This is a genomic window from Sphingobium sufflavum (assembly GCF_021403115.1).
Classification (GTDB): Bacteria; Pseudomonadota; Alphaproteobacteria; order Sphingomonadales; family Sphingomonadaceae; genus Sphingobium; species Sphingobium sufflavum.
Map to the genome: position 1 here is coordinate 60,517 of NZ_JAJSSH010000016.1, position 18,502 is coordinate 79,018.

At 66.3% G+C, this 18,502-nt stretch carries 18 protein-coding genes; 10 read left to right on the forward strand and 8 right to left on the reverse strand.

Features of this window, described 5'->3' with window-relative positions; genetic code table 11:
• Positions 1-44: 44 nt before the first annotated feature.
• From LWE61_RS18560 to LWE61_RS18570, 3 genes are all read right to left on the reverse strand, one after another.
• Entirely contained in the window at positions 45-1,547 is a 1,503-nt protein-coding gene (locus tag LWE61_RS18560; protein WP_234152141.1) for a TolC family outer membrane protein, read from the reverse strand.
• Between the two features lie 282 nt (positions 1,548-1,829).
• The gene (gene arfB, locus LWE61_RS18565) at positions 1,830-2,255 is read right to left on the reverse strand and encodes an alternative ribosome rescue aminoacyl-tRNA hydrolase ArfB (RefSeq protein WP_234152142.1); all 426 of its coding nucleotides are present in this window, start codon (positions 2,253-2,255) and stop codon (positions 1,830-1,832) included.
• A gap of 30 nt (positions 2,256-2,285) precedes the next feature.
• A complete protein-coding gene (locus LWE61_RS18570) occupies positions 2,286-3,101 on the reverse strand; it encodes an RluA family pseudouridine synthase (RefSeq protein WP_234152143.1) in 816 nt (271 codons plus the stop codon).
• A 47-nt stretch (positions 3,102-3,148) separates the two neighbouring features.
• Between LWE61_RS18570 and LWE61_RS18575 the strand changes: the two genes are divergently transcribed.
• Both LWE61_RS18575 and ctrA read left to right on the forward strand, forming a co-directional pair.
• Positions 3,149-4,111: an acyltransferase family protein gene (locus LWE61_RS18575; RefSeq protein ID WP_234152144.1), complete on the forward strand. Its 963-nt coding sequence runs from the start codon at positions 3,149-3,151 to the stop codon at positions 4,109-4,111.
• A gap of 195 nt (positions 4,112-4,306) precedes the next feature.
• Positions 4,307-5,017 (forward strand): response regulator transcription factor CtrA, encoded by a 711-nt coding sequence (ctrA, locus tag LWE61_RS18580; RefSeq protein ID WP_234152145.1) that lies wholly within the window; start codon positions 4,307-4,309, stop codon positions 5,015-5,017.
• Between the two features lie 387 nt (positions 5,018-5,404).
• Here ctrA and moaB read toward each other — a convergent pair whose 3' ends face one another.
• The 3 genes from moaB to LWE61_RS18595 are packed head-to-tail and all read right to left on the reverse strand — an operon-like array spanning position 5,405 to position 8,659.
• Positions 5,405-5,932 carry a molybdenum cofactor biosynthesis protein B gene (gene moaB, locus LWE61_RS18585; protein ID WP_234152146.1) on the reverse strand — a complete coding sequence of 176 codons (528 nt, stop codon included), beginning with the start codon at positions 5,930-5,932 and terminating at the stop codon, positions 5,405-5,407.
• Complete coding sequence (locus LWE61_RS20860; protein ID WP_234152147.1) at positions 5,922-7,838, reverse strand: lytic transglycosylase domain-containing protein; 1,917 nt, start codon at positions 7,836-7,838, stop codon at positions 5,922-5,924. Before LWE61_RS20860 ends, moaB begins: the two co-directional genes overlap by 11 nt.
• Positions 7,839-7,894: 56 nt before the next feature.
• Positions 7,895-8,659, reverse strand: a complete 765-nt coding sequence (locus LWE61_RS18595) for a uracil-DNA glycosylase family protein (protein ID WP_234152148.1) — start codon at positions 8,657-8,659, stop codon at positions 7,895-7,897.
• 136 nt (positions 8,660-8,795) lie between these two features.
• Here LWE61_RS18595 and LWE61_RS18600 point away from each other — a divergent pair, with 136 nt between their 5' ends.
• From LWE61_RS18600 to LWE61_RS20865, 8 genes are all read left to right on the forward strand, one after another.
• Positions 8,796-10,442: an electron transfer flavoprotein-ubiquinone oxidoreductase gene (locus LWE61_RS18600; protein WP_234152149.1), complete on the forward strand. Its 1,647-nt coding sequence runs from the start codon at positions 8,796-8,798 to the stop codon at positions 10,440-10,442.
• Positions 10,443-10,515: 73 nt separating this feature from the next.
• The gene (gene galE / locus LWE61_RS18605) at positions 10,516-11,514 is read left to right on the forward strand and encodes a UDP-glucose 4-epimerase GalE (protein WP_234152168.1); all 999 of its coding nucleotides are present in this window, start codon (positions 10,516-10,518) and stop codon (positions 11,512-11,514) included.
• A 10-nt stretch (positions 11,515-11,524) separates the two neighbouring features.
• Positions 11,525-12,376, forward strand: a complete 852-nt coding sequence (locus tag LWE61_RS18610) for a 4-(cytidine 5'-diphospho)-2-C-methyl-D-erythritol kinase (protein WP_234152150.1) — start codon at positions 11,525-11,527, stop codon at positions 12,374-12,376.
• Positions 12,373-13,101 carry an N-formylglutamate amidohydrolase gene (locus LWE61_RS18615; RefSeq protein WP_234152151.1) on the forward strand — a complete coding sequence of 243 codons (729 nt, stop codon included), beginning with the start codon at positions 12,373-12,375 and terminating at the stop codon, positions 13,099-13,101. Before LWE61_RS18610 ends, LWE61_RS18615 begins: the two co-directional genes overlap by 4 nt.
• Before the next feature lie 32 nt (positions 13,102-13,133).
• Positions 13,134-13,619 (forward strand): hypothetical protein, encoded by a 486-nt coding sequence (locus LWE61_RS18620; protein WP_234152152.1) that lies wholly within the window; start codon positions 13,134-13,136, stop codon positions 13,617-13,619.
• Positions 13,616-15,007, forward strand: a complete 1,392-nt coding sequence (locus tag LWE61_RS18625; RefSeq protein ID WP_234152153.1) for an NAD(P)H-hydrate dehydratase — start codon at positions 13,616-13,618, stop codon at positions 15,005-15,007. Before LWE61_RS18620 ends, LWE61_RS18625 begins: the two co-directional genes overlap by 4 nt.
• Positions 15,004-16,218: a class I SAM-dependent RNA methyltransferase gene (locus LWE61_RS18630; RefSeq protein WP_234152154.1), complete on the forward strand. Its 1,215-nt coding sequence runs from the start codon at positions 15,004-15,006 to the stop codon at positions 16,216-16,218. Before LWE61_RS18625 ends, LWE61_RS18630 begins: the two co-directional genes overlap by 4 nt.
• Before the next feature lie 79 nt (positions 16,219-16,297).
• The gene (locus LWE61_RS20865; RefSeq protein ID WP_234152155.1) at positions 16,298-16,723 is read left to right on the forward strand and encodes a PaaI family thioesterase; all 426 of its coding nucleotides are present in this window, start codon (positions 16,298-16,300) and stop codon (positions 16,721-16,723) included.
• 26 nt (positions 16,724-16,749) lie between these two features.
• Here the strand turns inward: LWE61_RS20865 and LWE61_RS18640 are convergent, their stop codons facing one another.
• A complete protein-coding gene (locus tag LWE61_RS18640; RefSeq protein ID WP_234152156.1) occupies positions 16,750-17,544 on the reverse strand; it encodes an alpha/beta fold hydrolase in 795 nt (264 codons plus the stop codon).
• Between the two features lie 182 nt (positions 17,545-17,726).
• On the reverse strand, positions 17,727-18,473 hold the full coding sequence (locus tag LWE61_RS18645) for an SDR family NAD(P)-dependent oxidoreductase (protein ID WP_234152157.1): 747 nt from the start codon (positions 18,471-18,473) through the stop codon (positions 17,727-17,729).
• Between the last annotated feature and the right edge of the window lie 29 nt (positions 18,474-18,502).

Here is an 18,502-nt window from a genome sequence, read left to right on the forward strand (position 1 = left end):
ATGGGTAAAATCCTGTTCCTATGTCCTGTCACCGGGTCATGCTGTCACTGGGTCTTGCGGATTTCCACAACGGTGGATGTCTGTGGGGGTGTGTCGCGCGTGCTGGTCGAAACCGGCTGCGGGTCGCGGCCATAGTCGAAATCGAAGAAGGTGTTCTTGGCGCGCCGGTAATTGACGTTGGGGTCGTAAAGCGGCCCGGCGTCGAGGTTCAGGTCGCGCGCCTCCGCATGGCCCATCGCCGCGATCAGGCTGAAGCCCGCGACATAGGCGTTGCGTTCCGCGGAGACGAGCTGGACCCGCGCGTTCAGCGCCTCCTGCTCGGCGTTCAATATGTCGAGGATGGTGCGTGTGCCCGCGCTATTCTCCGCCTTCACGCCTTCCAATGACAGGGCGGCGGCCTTCACCGCGGTGCGAGTGGAGGCGATGGTTTCCAGCGCGGCACGCCAGCTCGCATAGGACGAGCGGACCTGCGAGATGACGGACCGCTCGGTTTCGGTCAGCTGCTCGATAGCCTGCGATTCGCGGGCGACGCCCTGCCGCGACAGCGCGCTCTGCCGGCCGCCCTGATAGAGGGGCACGGAAAGCTGGACGCCGGCGGTGGCCGACTTATTGGTCCTGGGCGTGGTGGTGAGGGCGACGGCGTTCAGGTCTTTCTCGGTCCCGAGATAGTCGAGATAGCTGCCGCTCACGAAGCCGTTGATCCGGGGCATCGACCGTCCACGCAGGGACTTCAGGTCATAGCGGGCGGCATCGCGGTTCTTGATCGCGGCCAGCAGGTCGGAATTGTCCACCAGGGCGATCTGCACCGCCAGTTCGGGCGATTCCGGCAGGCCGGGCAGCGCGTCGGGCGTCTGCGGGTCACTGAGCGGTGTGCCGACCAGCGCGATATAGCGTTCCTTCGACCCGATCAGCGTCGCCTCTGCGGTTTGCAGGTTGGCGCGGGCCAGCGCCAGTCGCGAGTCGGACTGGGCGACGTCGGTGCGGGTCAGGTCGCCCACTTCGAACCGGTCGCTGCTGGCGCGCAGGTTGGTCTCCAGCGCCAGCACATTCTGCCGGTTCAGATAGACGACCTGGCTGTCGCGGATCACGTCCATATAGGCGGCGACCACATTGGCGAACAGCGAGCTTTCGGTCGCGCGCAGATTATTCTGGCCGGCCTCGACGCGCAGCTTTGCGGCGGCCACGCTGTTGCGGATGCTGCCACCGGCATAGACGGGGACGCTGAGCTGCACGGTGCCCGACACGTTGCGGTCGGGCTGGGTGGGCACGGATATGGTGCTGCCGGTGAACAGCTGGCGATTGTCCTGATGCAAGATGTCGCTGAACTGTCCGCTCAGGTTGACGGCGGGCAGGCCCTCGGCGCGGGTCAGCGGCACCTGCTCATCCGTCGCGCGCAGTCCTGCGCGCGTCGCGTTGAGCGTGGGGTTATATTGATAGGCCTTGGCGAGTGCCTCGCGCAGTGTTTCCGCGCTGGCCGACGTTGCCGACAGCGCGAGTGTGACAGCTGCCAGCGATCGAAACCTGGTGCCCCTGAAAATGCCGGTCATATGTCCCTCGTGGTCAGGCGATTGGTGTTCCGGTATCGCCAATATGTCCCATTATTGAACTTTGCTTTCGATACGCAATGGACATTATCGGTTCCCGCTGTTGCAATCGCGTAAATATGCGCGCCAGCATAGGGAAATGGTGCGGAAATAGTGGAAAAGAAACGATCCGCTATTTTCTGCTGCGCTGACCCCATGGTGTTGACGACCCGTTAAGGGAGTCGGCCTTTTGAGGGAGTCGACCTGTCGAGGGCAGGGCGTCGGCCCTGCACCTCACCCGCGACATCAATCCATCCGCACGCGCCCGCGACCCTGCTTGACGCCGCTGCGCTGTTTCTTGGCATCGACACGGCGCACCTGCGATCCCTTGGTGGGCTTGGTCGGTTTGCGCCGCTTGGGCACCAGCGTCGCCTGGGCGATCAGGTCGACCAGCCGGTCCAGTGCCTCACGCTTATTGTCATGCTGGCTGCGCGATCCCTCCGCGCGCAGGATCAGCACCCCGTCGGCGGTGAGGCGCGACCCCGCCAGCACCGCCAGCCGGTTCTTGACCGCGAGGGGAAGGGAGGGGGACAGGCCGACATCGAAGCGCAGGATGACGGCGCTGTCCGTGGTGTTGACATGCTGCCCGCCCGCACCGCCGCTGCGCGTGGTGCTATAGTCTATTTCGTCCTCGTTGATCGCGATGGAGCGGGTGATGGGGATGACGGGCATGGCGCTCAACTATCAGGGTGGAAGGGCGGGTCAGCCTTCGCCCGCTTCCGGCTGGACTTCGCTGGCGGTTTCGGGCGGCGATGCAGGGGCAGGCTCCGGGGCAACGTCGACCTGGCCCAGCAGCAATTGCTCCGCATCGGGAAAGCCGCCCGCCGCAAAGCGGTCCGGCACGACGGCGCGGGCCTCGATGGCGGGCTTGGCGCCGCGATCCACGCGGATGGACAGGGCGTGGAGGAGGAGGGGCTGGCCCAGCCCTTCCTGCCGGTCGCCATAGACGGGATCGCCGACGATGCCGAAGCCCAGCCCTTCGGCGCTGTGCACGCGCAACTGGTGGGTGCGGCCGGTCTGTGGGCTGAACAGGACGAGAGCGCGCCCGTCGCGTGCGGCGATGACACGCCAGCCGGTGCGCGCCGCCTTGCCGCGCCGGTCATCCGGCACCATGCGCCAGCCATCCTCCGCCGTGCTGGTCTTGCCCAGCGCCATGTCGATCAGCCCCTCACTCTGTTCCGGCACGCCGGACAGGATGGCGACATAGCGTTTCGTCACCTGCTGAGCCTCGAAGGCGGCGGTGAACCGTTTGTGCGCCTTGGGATTGCGGGCGAGCAGGAGGCAGCCCGACGTGTCCCGGTCCAGCCGGTGGACGGGCAAGGGCCAACGCTGGAAGCCGAAGGTCAGCGAGGCGAGATGGTTTTCGAGGCTGAGCGATCCGTCGCGCGGCGCATCGACCGGCAGGCCGGCGGGCTTGTCGATCACGATCGCCTCCCCGTCGATGAAGATCACGCGGTCGGCGAGGGGTGAGCGCGCTTCGGAAGCGGCGCCGGGGCGGGCAGGGTGGTTGACGGGCATGTGCCGCCCTATAGAGCATGGGCATGGCGGGGCATAGCGGACAAAATATGGCGGGCAAGGCAGCGGCGCAAAAGCGTGTCGAATGGGTCGATGCGGCCAAGGGCGTTGGCATATTGCTGGTCATCGCGGGTCATGTCTGGTGGCGGCCGGGGTCGGTGCATCAGGCGATCTACGCCTTTCACATGCCGCTCTTCTTCCTCCTGTCCGGCTATATGGTGAAGCCGCAGCCGACGGCGGGCCTGATCGGCCGGCAGGCGCGCAGCCTGCTGGTGCCGTTCGCCGCTTTCTCCCTGATCCTGATCGCGGTGGACCTGACGGTGGAGGGGCTGCGGGGCACGCGGCCCATCTTCCCCGGTTTCGGCGCGGGTGTGGAGGCGATCCTGTGGCATACAGAAAGCCTGCGCGGGCCGTTCACCATCCTGTGGTTCATCCCCTGCCTCTTTTTCGCGCGGATCGGCTGGAACATGGTGGCGCGCTGCTGGCCGGATGCGCGGGACGGGCGCTGGGCCGTGCTGGTCGCGCTCGTCATGGCGGGCGCGCATGGCGTGGCGGCGCGGACCAGCGCATCGCCGCTGGGGCTGATGGCGGTGCCGGCGGCCTTTACCCTTTATTGGGTGGGGCAATATTGGAAGGCGCGGCCGCCGGGGATGGCGCTGACGCTGCTGGTGCTCCTCCCTTTGGCGGCGGTCACGCTGGCGCTGTTGCCGCCGGTCAACCTGAAGCCGGGGGACTTCGGCATGCCGGTTCTGTCACTGGCGGGGGCGGTGGCGATCAGCATCCTGCTGTGCCAGCTGCTGGCGCGGATGCCACATGCGCTGGTGGGGCCGCTCGCATGGCTGGGCCGGGCGTCGCTCGTTATCATGTATATGCATGTCGCCTTCATCCATTACCTCACGCCCTATTGCGGGCCATGGGCGCTGTTCGCCCTCGCGCTCGCCGGATCGCTGCTGGTCCATGTCGCCGCCGGGGCGACGCGGGCGGGACGAATTGTCCTGTTAGGGGACAGATAAAGGCCATATCGAATTGACTCCGAAACGATGCGGAGTCCGCCAACCCATTGGTTTCAGATTCCTTTCTTGCGACTCATTGATTCCAGACGGTTTATCGAAAATTAACCTTTTGCGTTCAGAAAGCTTATAGTTAATATTGTCGTTAAGCGCGTTCGAACAGGGGCGTGCACTGCGAGCGATCACGAAGGGCTTCATATGCGCGTTCTGCTGATTGAAGATGAGCCGACGACAGCGAAAGCGATCGAGCTGATGCTGGTCACTGAGGGCTTCAACGTCTACACGACCGATCTGGGCGAGGAAGGCCTCGATCTGGGCAAGCTGTATGATTACGACATCATCTGCCTCGATCTCAACCTGCCCGACATGCACGGCTATGACGTGCTCAAGAAACTCCGCACGGCGCGCATCCAGACGCCGGTGCTGATCCTCTCCGGCATTTCGGAGATGGACTCAAAGGTCCGCTCCTTCGGTTTTGGCGCCGACGATTATGTGACCAAGCCGTTCCACAAGGAAGAACTGGTCGCGCGCATCCATGCCGTCGTCCGCCGGTCCAAGGGCCACAGCCAGTCGGTCATCCGCACCGGCAAGCTGGCGGTGAACCTGGATGCCAAGACCGTCGAGGTCGACAGCAGCCGCGTGCACCTGACCGGCAAGGAATATGCGATGCTGGAGCTGCTTTCGCTCCGCAAGGGCACGACGCTGACCAAGGAAATGTTCCTCAACCACCTCTATGGCGGGATGGACGAGCCGGAACTCAAGATCATCGACGTCTTCATCTGCAAGCTGCGCAAGAAGCTGGCGCTGGCGTGCGGTGGCGAAAATTATATCGAGACGGTCTGGGGCCGTGGCTATGTGTTGCGCGATCCCGAAGAAATGGGCCAGCCGCTGCCTGCACAGGTTGCCTGAACCCGCTTTTCGAGCAGTTTCGAGCAAGATGAGGTCGATGGACGTTGTTCCGTCGGCCTTTTCTTTTGGCGATCATGCAGCGTGTCGGGCCACGGGATGGAGGCTCTCCACGCAGCCGGGAAATCGACGGTTGGTGTCGAGTGTCTGGCATCTTGACGAGGGTCAGGGCCATTCGGGGCATCATGGATGGGGCGTGGAATAGGGGCGGGACAGATGGGAAAGGGCTTCCCAAACATCGGTGCCGGAGTTCGCCTCGCGATTATGCTGAGAGCGTGATGATGTTAAAGTCACGTATCTCGTCATTGCGAGCGCAGTGAAGCCATCCATGTCGCGCCCGTGGATTATTTCGCTGCGCTCGCAGTGACGTTTCAAGGAACAGCGTTGCGTCTAACGCTCCGTCAGGCGGGGCATCAATTCCACGAAATTGCAGGGCCGGAAACGGCTGTCGAGCTGGTGGACCAATATCTTGTCCCAGCCATCCCGCACCGCGCCGGTCGATCCGGGCAGCGCAAAGATATAGGTGCCCCGCGCGACGCAGGCGCATGCGCGCGACTGGATGGTCGATGTGCCGATGCTCTCGAAGCTCAGCCAGCGGAACAGCTCGCCAAAGCCGGGTATGGCCTTGTCCTGCACCTGTTCGATGGCCTCCGGCGTCACGTCGCGGCCGGTGACGCCCGTGCCGCCGGTGGTGATGATGCAATCGACGGCCTCATCCTCGATCCACGCATGGAGCCGCGCGACGATGGCGTTGCGGTCGTCCTTCACGATTTGCCGGTCGATCACCACATGGCCCGCGCCCGTCACCCGTTCGACCAGCGTGTCGCCGGATCGGTCCTCGCTCAGGCCGCGGCTGTCGGAAATGGTGAGGACGGCGATATGGACCGGCTGGAACGCCCGGCTCTCGTCAATCGGCACCGGCGGCTCGTCCGGCGGCGGTCATGCGGACGGCCAGTTCGGTGCCCCGACCCGGAAAGCGCGACCACAGGCCCTGCGCCATCGCGTTCAGCGCGCCCGATTTGCCGCCATTTTCCATCTGGTACATCCAGTAGTTGCGCAGCACCACATTCACATAGGCGCGCGTCTCATAATAAGGGACGGACTCTATGAAGAGCAGCGGATCGCCCTCGTCGCGGATCTGGTATTTCCACCGCTCCACCGGCAGCGGACCGGCGTTATAGGCGGCGATCACCTTGGCCAGCAGGCCGTCGGTCGCGCCCATGTTGCTCAGTTTTTCCAGATACCGCTGGCCATATTCCATGTTGACGGCGGGGGTGTAGAGGTCGCCGGGACTCAGCGCCTCACCGCGCGCGGCGGCCAGATCGTTCGCGGTGCCGGGCAACACCTGCATCAGACCACGCGCACCCGCCAGGCTGACCGCATCCGCCTGAAACCGCGATTCCTGGAGGGCGTGGGCAAAGACAAGCGCCTTGTCCACGCGCCAGCCGCCCGTGGGCGTCCAGTCCGGCTTGGGATAGCGGGTGTAGGCGCGCGCCTTGACCCCCGTGGGGCTGCGCTGCGCCAGCCAGAGCTGGGTGCGGGGCAGCGACAATTCGCTCGCCAGATGCACCAGCGCCTCATAATTTTCCGGGCCGCTGATCGACGCCTGATAACGCAGCGTCTCGTCCGCGTCGCCCAGCCGCCGGATGCTGGCCAGCGACGTGGCGATAACCGCGCCGGGCAGGGCGGCGATCTTCTGCTTCTCCCGCGCGGACAGCGGATCGCGCAGCAGGCCGGTCGGCGTCGGCAGGCCCAATGTCTCGCTGGACAGCAGGCCATAGAAGGTTTCATCCTCCCGCGCCGCCGCCTGCAACAGGGCCGTGACCTTCTGCGGCCGCTTGCCCGCCATATTGGCGCGCGCGGCCCAGTAATAGCCAGCGGAGCGCAGGTCGCTGTCGTCCGTACGGGCGGACACATTGGCAAAGGCCGCCGCCGCTCCGTCCCAATCCTTGTCGCGCCAGCTGGCGAGGCCCGCGACCCAATAGGCGGGCGCGAGATAGGGGCCGCTGCCCTCCGCCGTCGCCTGCAAGGCCAGACGGCGCGCATTGGTGACGTCGCCGGTGATGAAATAAGACCAGGCGATGCGCTGGCGCATTTCGGTCAGACAGGCGATGGAGAGGCCCGCGCCCTGGCTGGCGATCAGCGATTCCGCGAGGGCGGGCGTGTCAGCCTTGATCGCCGCTGCGACCTGTGGCGAGAGCATGTCGGAAACCGGGTCGCCCTTGATCGCCTTCAATATGCCGCGCTGGGGCGATCCGCCCGTGTACATCAACTGGCGGATCTGCGGCCGGTCGGGCAGGATCTGCGCGCCGCGCCGCGTGGCCAGCCGCGCCAGCTGCTCCGACTGGGGCAGGTGCGGCGCCTTGGTCAGCAGGTCGAGGATGTCGAACAGCTCGGTGCGCGGCGAATCCTTGGCGAGGTACAGCTTTGCCAGCAGATAGGGCCGCATCGCGTCCTGCTCCGGCAGGGACAGGATCGCGCCCTTCGCATCGCTCCAGGCGGAGGCGTCCAGCCTGTCGAAAATGCTGCGATAGAGCGCCGGACCGGCGAGCGTCTGCACCGGGGCGGCGCTGACCGCCGGGACGGAAACCGGGGCAGGTGCGGGCAGGGGCGCAGGCCGGAAAGCGGGAGCGGATACCGGGGCGGCGGGCGCGGTGACGAACGCATCGGGCGCGAAGGCGGGCATGAGTACGGTCGGCCCCTGCGCATCGTCGGCGGCCTGTGCGGCGGACGGCGCGACGCTCGCGGCAAATGTCAGCGTCAGGCCAATGGCCGTCGAACGAAAATTCCGCACGCTCTTCGTCATCCCACCCGATTTCGTCATATCAGATTTTGTCATGCCCCATTTCGTCATGCCCCATTTCGTCATGCCCCATTTCGTCATGACTGCGTCGCCAGCTGCCGTAATTGTGCCCAGGCAGCGGCCTTGCGCTCGGCATGCTTAAGCAAAACAAAAGGTGCGGGCAAGAGCATGGCGGAAATCCTGCCACCCCGATGGTTAATGGCAAGTGTCGCGCTGTCGATCAATTCGCCGTTCATCTGCTGGAATGCACGGTTCGTCCCGTCGCCCAATATGATGATAGTGCGAGGATTTGTCAGCCCGATGAAATGATGCAGCCGTTCGGCGGCCCGCACCGCCGGTGTTTCCGCGATGATGCCGCCCGCCGGACGGGCCAGCAGCAGGCTGGCCATCGCGATTTTTTCGACATCCAGCCCGACCGCGCGCACCATGCCGCCCAGCAAGGCCCGGTCCGTCCCGGAAAAAAGCCGTCCCGCGGCCATATCCTCCGCCGTCGGCATGTCGGTGATGACCAGCATGTCCGCGTCTGCCACGACATGCGGTGCGATGCGGGTACGGGAGAAGGTCGCCTCCGGCTGGTCGGGATCGATCGCGAGCCACGCCAGAAAGCCGTCGAGATCGTCCGGCATGGCGACCGGCTCCCGCAGCACCGCCTCCGGCGCGACCGCCGGAGCGATTTCTGCGCGTTGCGGCAAGGGAGCGAAAACCGGCTGCGCGGCCTGTGCCCCGGCGGCGGGGCGGTCCCGCACCAGCCAGTTATGCGGCGATTCTCCCACGGCCATGTCCACGCCGGCCAGCGCCCACCAATGGGTGAGGGAGGCGGCGAGCGTGTCGCTGTCGGTCATTATGGCAGGGGCGATCATCGCTGACGCACAGACAAGAGGTTGACGAACACGTCAAGAATTGCTGTGCGCCGGAGCAGCAGAATGTTTTAAAAATGCGATGGCCCGCCGAACGAGTGGGCATGTGGAGATCTTGGAAATGAGCGAACGGGAATCCATGCCCTATGACGTGGTGATCGTGGGTGGCGGTCCGGCCGGACTGTCCGCGGCGATCCGCCTCAAGCAGATTAACGCCGATCTGGCCGTATGCGTGCTGGAAAAGGGGTCGGAAATCGGCGCCCATATCCTGTCGGGCGCGACCGTCGATCCCAAAGCGCTGGACGAGCTGATCCCCGACTGGCGCGATCTGGACTGCCCGATGGCGGAAACGCCGGTGACGGACAATCTGCACTGGGTGCTGTCGAAGGGCGCGAAATATAATATTCCGCACCTGCTGATGCCGCCGCTGTTCAGCAACAAGGGAAATTACACCGGCAGCCTGGGCAATCTGGCGCGCTGGCTGGGTAGCCAAGCCGAAAATCTGGGCGTCGAAATCTTCCCCGGTTTCCCGGCGGCGGAAATCCTCTACAATGCGGATGGCTCGGTAAAGGGCGTCGCGACCGGCGACATGGGCGTGGCGCGCGATGGCAGCCATAAGGGCGACTATCAGCCCGGCATGGAACTGCACGCCAAATATACGCTGTTCGCGGAGGGCGCACGCGGCCATCTCACCCGCCAGCTCAAGACCAAATATGACCTGGAGGCCGATTGCGAGCCGCAGGTCTATGGCCTTGGCATGAAGGAATTGTGGGACATCGACCCGGCCAAGCATGTGCCGGGCCGCGTCATCCACACGCAGGGCTGGCCCCTGACGGAGAGCGAGAGCTGGGGCGGCGGTTTCCTCTACCACCAGTCCAACAATCAGGTCGCATTGGGCTTCGTCGTCGCGCTCGACTATGCCAACCCCTATGTCTATCCGTTCGAGGAATTTCAGCGGTGGAAGCAGCACCCGGAAATCCGCGCGATACTGGAGGGTGGACGCCGCGTGTCCTATGGCGCGCGCGCGATCAACGAGGGCGGCTGGCAGTCGATCCCCAAGCTGGCCTTTCCAGGCGGCGCGCTGATCGGCTGCTCGGCCGGTTTCGTGAACGTGCCCCGTATCAAGGGCAGCCACACCGCGATGAAGTCCGGGATGCTGGCCGCCGATGCCGTTGCCGCCGCCATCGCGGCTGGCCGTGAGTATGACGAGGTCGCCGACTATCAGGCGACCCTCAACGAGAGCTGGATCGCGACCGAACTCCAGCTGGTGAAGAATGCGGAGCCTGCCGTCGCCAAGTTCGGCGGCGATTATGGCACGATCATCGCGGGCACCGACATGTGGCTGCGCACGCTGGGCATCAAGCTGCCGATCACGATGAAGCATCATGCCGATGCGGAGACGCTGGGCCGCAAGGATCTGTATCGCCCGATTGCCTATCCCAAGCCCGATGGCGTCATCAGCTTCGACCGTCTCTCCTCCGTGTTCCTGTCCAACACGAACCATGAGGAGGACCAGCCGGTCCATCTGACGCTGAAGGATCCGACGGTCCCGATCCGCATCAACCTGCCGCTCTATGACGCGCCCGAAACGCGCTATTGCCCGGCGGGCGTCTATGAGATCGTGGGGCAGGAGGAGAATGATCCGCGCCTCCAGATCAACGCGCAGAACTGCGTCCATTGCAAGACCTGCGACATCAAGGATCCGACCCAGAATATCGTGTGGGTGACGCCGGAAGGCGGCGGGGGACCGAACTACCCGAACATGTAATCGAACAGCGATAAGGCCAATGGTGCCCGTGTCATCAGGAGCGGGCACCATGATTTTCAGGAACTGGGTGCAGATGACGGACAAGCCGGTGATATTGGTGACAGGCGGGGCCGGCTATATCGGCAGTCACGCCGTTCTGGCGCTGCGCGATGCGGGCTGGCCCGTCGTCGTGGTGGATAATCTGGTCACGGGCTTCCGCTGGGCCGTGCCCGACGATGTGGCCTTCGAAGAGGGCGACATCGCCGACCAGCCGTTCATGGAGGGCGTGCTGCGCCGGCATGGCGTGCGCGCGATCATGCATTTCGCCGGATCGGTGGTGGTGCCGGAATCCGTCTCCGACCCGCTCAAATATTATCGCAACAACACCGCCGCCAGCCGTGCGCTGATCGAGGCGGCGGTCGCTATCGGCGTGCCCCATTTCATCTTCTCCTCCACCGCCGCCACCTATGGCGTGCCGGATGTGGAGGCGGTGCGGGAAGATACGCCGACCGTGCCGATCAACCCCTATGGCCGGTCGAAGCTGATGACGGAGGCGATGCTGGCCGACGTGTCCGCCGCGCACCCGATCAACCATTGCATCCTGCGCTATTTCAACGTCGCGGGCGCGGACCCGCAGGGGCGGACGGGCCAGTCGACGGCGGGCGCGACCCATCTCATCAAGGTCGCGGTCGAGGCGGCGCTGGGCAAGCGCAGCCATGTCGGCGTGTTCGGCACCGATTTTCCGACGCCGGACGGCACCGGGGTGCGCGACTATATCCATGTCAGCGATCTGGCCGCCGCGCATGTGCTGGCGCTGGAGGCGCTGATCGCCGCGCCGGAGGAAAACCTCCTCATGAACTGCGGCTATAATCGTGGCTATTCGGTGACGGAGGTGCTGGACGCCGTGGACCGCATCACCAACCGCACCATCGACCGCCGGTTCGAGGGACGCCGGGCGGGTGATCCGCCTGCACTCATATCGGACAACAGCCGCATCCTCGCGCGCCTGCCCTGGACGCCGCGCCATGCCGACCTCGACACCATCGTCACCCATGCGCTGAACTGGGAACGGCGGCTGGGCGAGCGCGGGTAACAGGGACGTCGTGCCGGTCGAGACCGCTTATGCCAAGGTGAACCTTGCGCTCCATGTGCGGGTGCGGCGGGCCGACGGCTATCATGCGCTGGAGAGCCTGTTCGCCTTTTGCGCGGATGGCGACCGGCTGACGGCGGAGGCGCGCGACGATGGCGCGTTGACGCTCTCCATCACCGGCCCTTTCGGCGCGGCGCTGGGCACGGATGACGATAATCTGGTGCTGCGCGCCGCCCGTGCGTTGCGGGACGCGGCGGGTATCGAGACGGGCATCGGGGCAGGGGCCGCGCTGACCCTCGACAAGCGGCTGCCCATCGCATCGGGCATCGGTGGCGGGTCGGCGGATGCGGCGGCGGCGCTGCGCCTGTTGATGCGCCTGTGGGACATTGACCCTGCGGCCATCGACCTGTCTGCAATAGCGCAGGGCCTTGGGGCCGATGTGCCCGCCTGCCTCGGTTCGGTGACGGTGTTCGGCGAAGGGGTGGGGGAGCGTCTCCGCCCGGTCGATGCGCCGGTCGATGCGCGTATTGGCGGGACATGCATCCTGCTGGTCAATCCGCTCGTGGCCTGTCCGACCGGCCCGGTGTTTCGGGCGTGGGACGGGGTGGATCGCGGCGCGCTGTCACCGGATGGCTGGCGCGCCGGCCGCAACGACCTCCAGCCGCCAGCCCTGACACTGGTGCCGGAGATTGCCGCCGTACTGGCGGCGCTGGAAGCCCTGCCCGGTGCGACCGTCCCGCGCATGTCCGGGTCCGGCGCGACCTGTTTTGCCCTGTTCGCGGACGAGTGTGCGCGCGACAGGGCGCAAGAGGCCATCCGCACGGACCATTCCGGCTGGTGGACCCTGGGGAGTATCCTGCGATGAGCGACGCCTACCGCATCCTTGGCCCGGCGGACGCCCCCATGCTGATCGTCGGCGACCATGCCTCCAACCGCGTGCCGTCGGGTATCGAGCTGGGCATCGACCCGCGCCACATGGACGAGCATATCGCCGTCGACATCGGCGTGGGCCGTGTCGCGGAGCTGCTGGTGGAGGGCGGTGGCTTTCAGGCGATCCTTGCCAATGCCTCCCGCCTCGTCATCGACCTCAACCGGGAGGTGGATGCGCCCGGCCTCGTCCCTCTCACCAGCGACGGCATCGCCATCCCCGGCAATGTCGGCGCAGACGTGGCGGCGCGGATACGCACGCTCTACGACCCCTATCATGCGAAGGTGGAGGAACTGGCCGAGGCGAACCCCACGCCCTTCCTCCTCTCCATCCACAGCTTCACCCCGTCGCTCGCCACCCGGCCGGAGGAGGAGCGCCCCTGGCACGTCGGTGTCCTCTATAATGAGGACGAGCGCGCCGCGCCCGTCGCCATCGCCGCCCTGCGGGCCGAGGGGCTGACCGTCGGCGACCAGCTTCCCTATTCGGGCCGCCTGCTCAACGCGACGATGAACCGCCATGCGGAGGCGCATGGCCGCCATTATCTGGGCATAGAGATACGGCAGGATCTGATCGGTGACGACGCGGGGCAACGGCGGCTGGCTGACATCCTGCGCCGCACCGTTGCAACCGTCTCGCAAACCTTGCAAAATCCGGGCGTTTGAGGGAAAGGCGCTGCTTCACCGAGGAAGCCGCCATGACCCACCCCTTTGACAAGGCGAACAGGCCGGTCCGCCCTGTCGAGGCCGGGGCCGGTCCGGCGGGGATGGGTATGCTGTGCCGCTGTGCGCTTCCGCTGATGCTGTTCCTTACGGGATGCAACGGCGCCACCCCATCTCCGGACCAGCCGTCGCAGGGTAACCAGTCGCAGGCCAATCAGGTACAGGGCAAGCCATCGCAGGCCGGGAACACCGGCATCCGCACCATCCCCTGCGGTCCCCGTACCGGCGAACCAACGGAAAGCTGCCGGCTGGAAGTGACGGATCGCAACGGCGATCTGCACATGATCCTGCGCCAGCCGGACGGCGGCTTCCGTCGCCTGCTCTGGCCAAAGGATGGCGCGCTCGCCCCCGCCGATGGCGCAGACCCGCTGGAGACGACGGCGCTGAAGGGCGGCGGTGTCGAGGTGCGGATCGGTGACTGGCGCTATCGCATTGAAAAGAAGGGTGGCGGACTGCCATGAACCTCCAAGACTGGCCGATCCTGACTGCGGCGGAGACGCGCGCGGCCGAACAGGCTATGTTCGACGCCGGGACCGATCCCTATGCGCTGATGGTCCGCGCAGGGGAAAGCGCCGCCGAACAGATATGGCGCATCGGCCACAAGCGCCCGACGCTCATCCTTTGCGGTCCCGGCAATAATGGCGGGGACGGCTTCGTCGTCGCCCGCAGCCTGCGTGACCGGGGCGTCCCGGTGCGCGTCGCCGTTGCCGGGGAAAGCCGAACGGACAGCGCCCGCCGCGCGCGTGCCGACTGGGCTGGCCCGGTGGAGGACATCGCCACCGCCGAACCCGCCGTCCAGACCGTCGATGCGCTGTTCGGCGTCGGCCTGACACGCGGCCTCGACCCGGCGCTGGCCGAGCGGCTGTGCGCGCTGGTGGAGGCGGGCCAGCGCAGCTTTGCCGTCGATGTGCCCAGCGGCGTGGACAGCGACAGCGGCGCGATCCTCTCCGCGGTGCCGCGTTTCGATGTCTGCCTGGCCATCGGCGTTTTGAAACCTGCCCATCTCCTGCTCCCCGCCGCCGACCGGGCGGGCGCGGTCCTGCCCATCGCCATCGGGCTGGAGGCGGGGGAGGCGTCCTGCCGCTTGCTGGCTGCGCCGCGCCTGTCCGCACCCGCGCGCGACGCGCATAAATATCGGCGCGGCCTCGTCGCCATCGTCGCCGGGCGCATGGCGGGGGCCTGTGCGCTCTCCGCAGAGGCGGCGGCGCGGGGCGGTGCGGGCTATGTCCGCCTCGTCGGGGCGCAGGCCATCCTGCCCTTGTCCCATGCCATCGTCCGGGCATCGGGCAAGAGCGAGACGGCGCTGGCCGACGAACGGATCGCCGCGCTGCTGGTCGGGCCGGGCCTCGGTCGTGACGAGCGGGCGAGGGAACAGCTTGCCGCCGTCCTCGCCACCGCCCATCCCGTCGTGGTCGATGCGGATGCGCTGCACCTGCTGGCGCAGCAGGGGCTGGACAGCCTGCCGCCGCAGGCCATCCTGACCCCGCATGATGGTGAATATGCCGCGCTGTTCGGTGATGTGCCGGGCAATCGGATAGAGCGCGCCCGCATCGCCGCTGCCCGCGCCAATGCGGTGGTCGTGCTGAAGGGCAGCGACACGGTGGTCGCCGCGCCGGATGGGCGCGCCCGCGTGGCGACGGGCCTGTCCTCCTGGCTCTCCACGGCCGGGACGGGCGATGTGCTGGCGGGGCTATGTGCCGCGCGCCTTGCCGTCACCGCCGACCCGTTTCTTGCGGCGTGCGAGGCGGTGTGGCTCCATGGGGAGGCGGCGCGGCGCGCAGGGGCGGCCTTCGCCGCCGACGATCTTATCCCCCACCTATCGCCCGTCATGGGGAGCCGAAGCCGATGAGCGACACTGACCGGATCGTCCGCATCGCGGCCAAGGGCGACGGCGTTACCGCCGACGGACGCCATGTGCCGCTGTCCGCGCCCGGCGACCGTATCGCCGCCGACGGCCGGCTGGAACATGGGCCGGATCATGTTGCGCCGCCCTGTCACCATTTCCCGGAATGTGGGGGTTGCCAGCTTCAGCATCTCTCCGACCCCGCCTATGCCGCCTATGTGCATGATCGGGTGGCGGGTGCGCTGACGGGGCAGGGGATAGAGGGTGTGGAGGTGGAGCCTCCCCATGTCTCGCCCCCGCGCAGCCGTCGCCGCGCCTCGTTGAAGGCCGCGCGGGTCGATGGGCGGGTGCAGATCGGTTTCGCCAGTCAGGGCAGCAACCGCATCGTCGACATGACCATGTGCGAACTGCTGCATCCCGCGCTGTTCGCTCTGGTCGCGCCGCTGCGCAAACTGCTGGCGCGCGAGGGCGTGATGGGCCGCTCCGCCGGTATCGTCATGGCGCTGGCCGATCAGGGCGTGGATCTGTTGCTGGAGGATGTCCGTTCGGACGGGCTGGCGTCGGCGGAGGCTTTCAGCGCATTCGCCACCGCCCATGGCCTTGCCCGCCTGACCCTCGCCGCGCGGGAGGAACCGCCGATGCGGGTCTGGGAGCCGGAGCCGGTGACGGTCAGCTTCGGCGGTCTGGCCGTGCCATTGCCGCCGGGCGCTTTCTTGCAAGCGACGCAGGATGGCGAGGCGGCGCTGGTCGATGAAGTGGTGCGCGGCGTTGCAGGGGCGACCACGGCGGCCGATCTCTTTGCGGGTCTGGGCACCTTTGCGCTGTCGCTGGCGAAGGGGCGGAAAGTCTATGCGGCGGAGGCGTCGCGCGACGCGCTGTTCGCGCTGAAGCGGGCGGGGGACAGCCTGCCCGGCCGCGTTTTCGTGGAACATCGCGACCTGTTTCGGCGACCGCTGGTGCCCGCCGAACTGAATCGTTTCGGGGCCGTCGTTCTCGACCCGCCACGGGCTGGCGCGCGCGATCAGGTCGAACAAATCGCCGCCAGCACCGCCCCGCGCCTCGTCTATGTCAGTTGCAACCCGTCCAGCTTCGCCCGCGACGCGGTGACGTTGATCGAAGGGGGCTATCGTCTGGATCGTGTGCGCCCTGTTGGACAGTTCCGCTGGTCGACCCATGTGGAACTGGCGGCCTGCTTCACCAGGGCAAAGGGCGATTGAATACACATGATTTAGTGGTGATGTGCAAATTTGCGCGATACCGCAGCAACCATTCGATAACCGCAACCCAAGGTGACAGGTGACGCACAGCCCCGCAACGCTGGTCGCCGATGGCTGGCAGAATTATCCCGCGCCCCACGGCTTTTCCGCGACGGTGGCGCCCTTCTGGTTCCGGGTGGTGGACGATGTTCTGTCGCTCGGCCTGCTCGTCGAGAAGCGGCATTGCAACGAGCATCTGGGCACGACGCATGGCGGCGCGCTGATGACCTTTGCGGATGTGGCGGGCGGTTTTGCGGTGTCGCGCGCGCTGGGGCACAGCCGCTGCGCGACCATCCAGTTGCAGACCCATTTCACCGCCGCGTCGCGAGAGGGCGACTTCATCCAGTGCGAGCCGCAGATCGTGCGCCAGACCAGGGATGTGCTGTTCGTGCGGGGCCTCATCCATGCGGGCGAGCGCGTCGCGGTCGGTTTCGACGGGATATGGAAGGTGCTGGCCGAACGGTAAGGGGCGGAAATCTTCCCCTAAATATCTTAATCTCTGGCGAGAAATGACGTGATCGCCTGCGCACAGGCAGCGGGGGTTTCGAGGGTGAGCATATGCCCGAAGCCCGTGAGGTCTATCCGCTCGACATGCGGCGCGCTGCCCATGATGAGGTCGGCGATCAGGCGGAAGTCGGGCAAGTCATGTTCGCCGGTCAGTAGCAGGGTGGGGGTGGCGAGGAGGTGCAGGCGCTCCACGTCCGGCAGTACGGGGCGCTGATGGTCCGCAATCCATTCCGCACCCGAATAGCGCGCGATGGAGGCAGAGAGCCATGCTGAGGCTTGCGGTTTGGCGCGGGTGGTGACGAACAGGGGATGGTCGAACCACAGTTGGCGTGCGCCGTCCCAGTCGCCTTCCCGCGCCAGACTGGTCATGGCGCGCCATTGGATGCGCCAGTCGTCCGACCAGTCCCAGCCCATGAGACCGGGACTGATGAGGATGAGGCGGCGCACCCGGTCCGGATGGTCGAGCGCGAACTGGAGGGCGATGCCGCCGCCCATGGAAATGCCGACGAGGTTGGCGCGGGCGATGTCCTGCGCATCTAGCAACGCGAGCAGGTCATCGGCATGGGAGAAAGGGGTGTCGCCATGGGCGTCGGACTGGCCAAAGCCGCGCAGGTCGTGCCGCAGGATGGACAGGGCGGGATCGAGATGCGTCCACACAGGATCCCAGTCCGAGCGGGAGCCGCCAAAGCCATGGAGGAAGAGGGTGTCGGGATTGTCGCCGCGCACGTCGCTGACGAGGGTGGCGTCAGGCAGGCTCCAGTGCAGGGTTTCAGGTGGCATCGTCTTTTTCCCGGTAGAGGTGGGACGGTCTTAGAGAGCTTTTGCAGATCAGGGGAGAAAGAAGGCGTGGCAGGCTGACGATAGCGTGGCTGCGGATATGATGCTCACGTATCGCCGGAGCGGAGGGAAAGCCCACCGGGGCCGCCCCGCCGGTGGCGAGACGGACCCGGCACGCCATAAGGTCAGGCAGAACCCAGGTAGCGACCGCCGTTGACGCTGATCGTCTGGCCGGTGACATAGCCTGCATCCTCCGACGCCAGATAGGCGACGGCTGCGGCCAGTTCCTCGACGGTGCCGGGGCGCTTCATCGGCATGGTCTGGGCATAGGCGTCCACATCGACCGGCGAGGCCTCCAGCATCGGGGTGCGGATGAAGCCCGGCGGCACCATGTTCACGGTGATGCCTTCCTCGGCCAGTTCGATGGCCAGCGCCTTGGAGAAGCCCATCAGGCCACCCTTGGACGCGACATAATGCGCCATGCCCGGCGCGCCGGTCTGGATGGAGGAGGAGGTGATGTTGACGATGCGCCCCCATTTGGCGGCGCGCATATCGGGCAGGATCGCCTGCGTGACGAGGAACGGCCCCTTGAGGTTGACCGTCATCATGCGGTCCCAATGGTCTTCCGTAATGGTCTGGAACAGGTCGAAGCCCGTCATGCCGGCATTGTTGACCAGAATGCTGACCGGACCCAGTTCGGCGTGGACGCGGTCGAGCCCTTCCTTGATCGGGGCGGTCTTGGCGCAATCGACGACCTGTGCAATCGCCTTGCCGCCATTGGCGACGATCAGGTCGACGGTGCCCTGTGCGCCTTCACCGTTCAGATCCCAGACGGCGACCGTCGCGCCATCCTTCGCCAGGCGAACCGCGCAGCCGCGACCGATGCCGCTGCCGCCACCCGTGACGACCGCGACTTTTCCAACCAGTGACATCCTGCTCTCCTTGCAAACCGGCCGGCGAC

What these genes read in the sequence shown, in the direction of transcription:
- LWE61_RS20860 (WP_234152147.1), bottom strand. Translation starts at nt 7,838, where the DNA reads ATGACGAAATCGGGTGGGATGACGAAGAGCGTGCGGAATTTTCGTTCG.
- LWE61_RS18560 (WP_234152141.1), bottom strand. Translation starts at nt 1,547, where the DNA reads ATGACCGGCATTTTCAGGGGCACCAGGTTTCGATCGCTGGCAGCTGTC.
- LWE61_RS18620 (WP_234152152.1), top strand. Translation starts at nt 13,134, where the DNA reads ATGACCCACCCCTTTGACAAGGCGAACAGGCCGGTCCGCCCTGTCGAG.
- LWE61_RS18570 (WP_234152143.1), bottom strand. Translation starts at nt 3,101, where the DNA reads ATGCCCGTCAACCACCCTGCCCGCCCCGGCGCCGCTTCCGAAGCGCGC.
- LWE61_RS18630 (WP_234152154.1), top strand. Translation starts at nt 15,004, where the DNA reads ATGAGCGACACTGACCGGATCGTCCGCATCGCGGCCAAGGGCGACGGC.
- galE (WP_234152168.1), top strand. Translation starts at nt 10,516, where the DNA reads ATGACGGACAAGCCGGTGATATTGGTGACAGGCGGGGCCGGCTATATC.
- ctrA (WP_234152145.1), top strand. Translation starts at nt 4,307, where the DNA reads ATGCGCGTTCTGCTGATTGAAGATGAGCCGACGACAGCGAAAGCGATC.
- LWE61_RS18625 (WP_234152153.1), top strand. Translation starts at nt 13,616, where the DNA reads ATGAACCTCCAAGACTGGCCGATCCTGACTGCGGCGGAGACGCGCGCG.
- LWE61_RS18595 (WP_234152148.1), bottom strand. Translation starts at nt 8,659, where the DNA reads ATGACCGACAGCGACACGCTCGCCGCCTCCCTCACCCATTGGTGGGCG.
- LWE61_RS18575 (WP_234152144.1), top strand. Translation starts at nt 3,149, where the DNA reads ATGGCGGGCAAGGCAGCGGCGCAAAAGCGTGTCGAATGGGTCGATGCG.
- LWE61_RS18615 (WP_234152151.1), top strand. Translation starts at nt 12,373, where the DNA reads ATGAGCGACGCCTACCGCATCCTTGGCCCGGCGGACGCCCCCATGCTG.
- LWE61_RS18645 (WP_234152157.1), bottom strand. Translation starts at nt 18,473, where the DNA reads ATGTCACTGGTTGGAAAAGTCGCGGTCGTCACGGGTGGCGGCAGCGGC.
- LWE61_RS18600 (WP_234152149.1), top strand. Translation starts at nt 8,796, where the DNA reads ATGAGCGAACGGGAATCCATGCCCTATGACGTGGTGATCGTGGGTGGC.
- LWE61_RS18640 (WP_234152156.1), bottom strand. Translation starts at nt 17,544, where the DNA reads ATGCCACCTGAAACCCTGCACTGGAGCCTGCCTGACGCCACCCTCGTC.
- arfB (WP_234152142.1), bottom strand. Translation starts at nt 2,255, where the DNA reads ATGCCCGTCATCCCCATCACCCGCTCCATCGCGATCAACGAGGACGAA.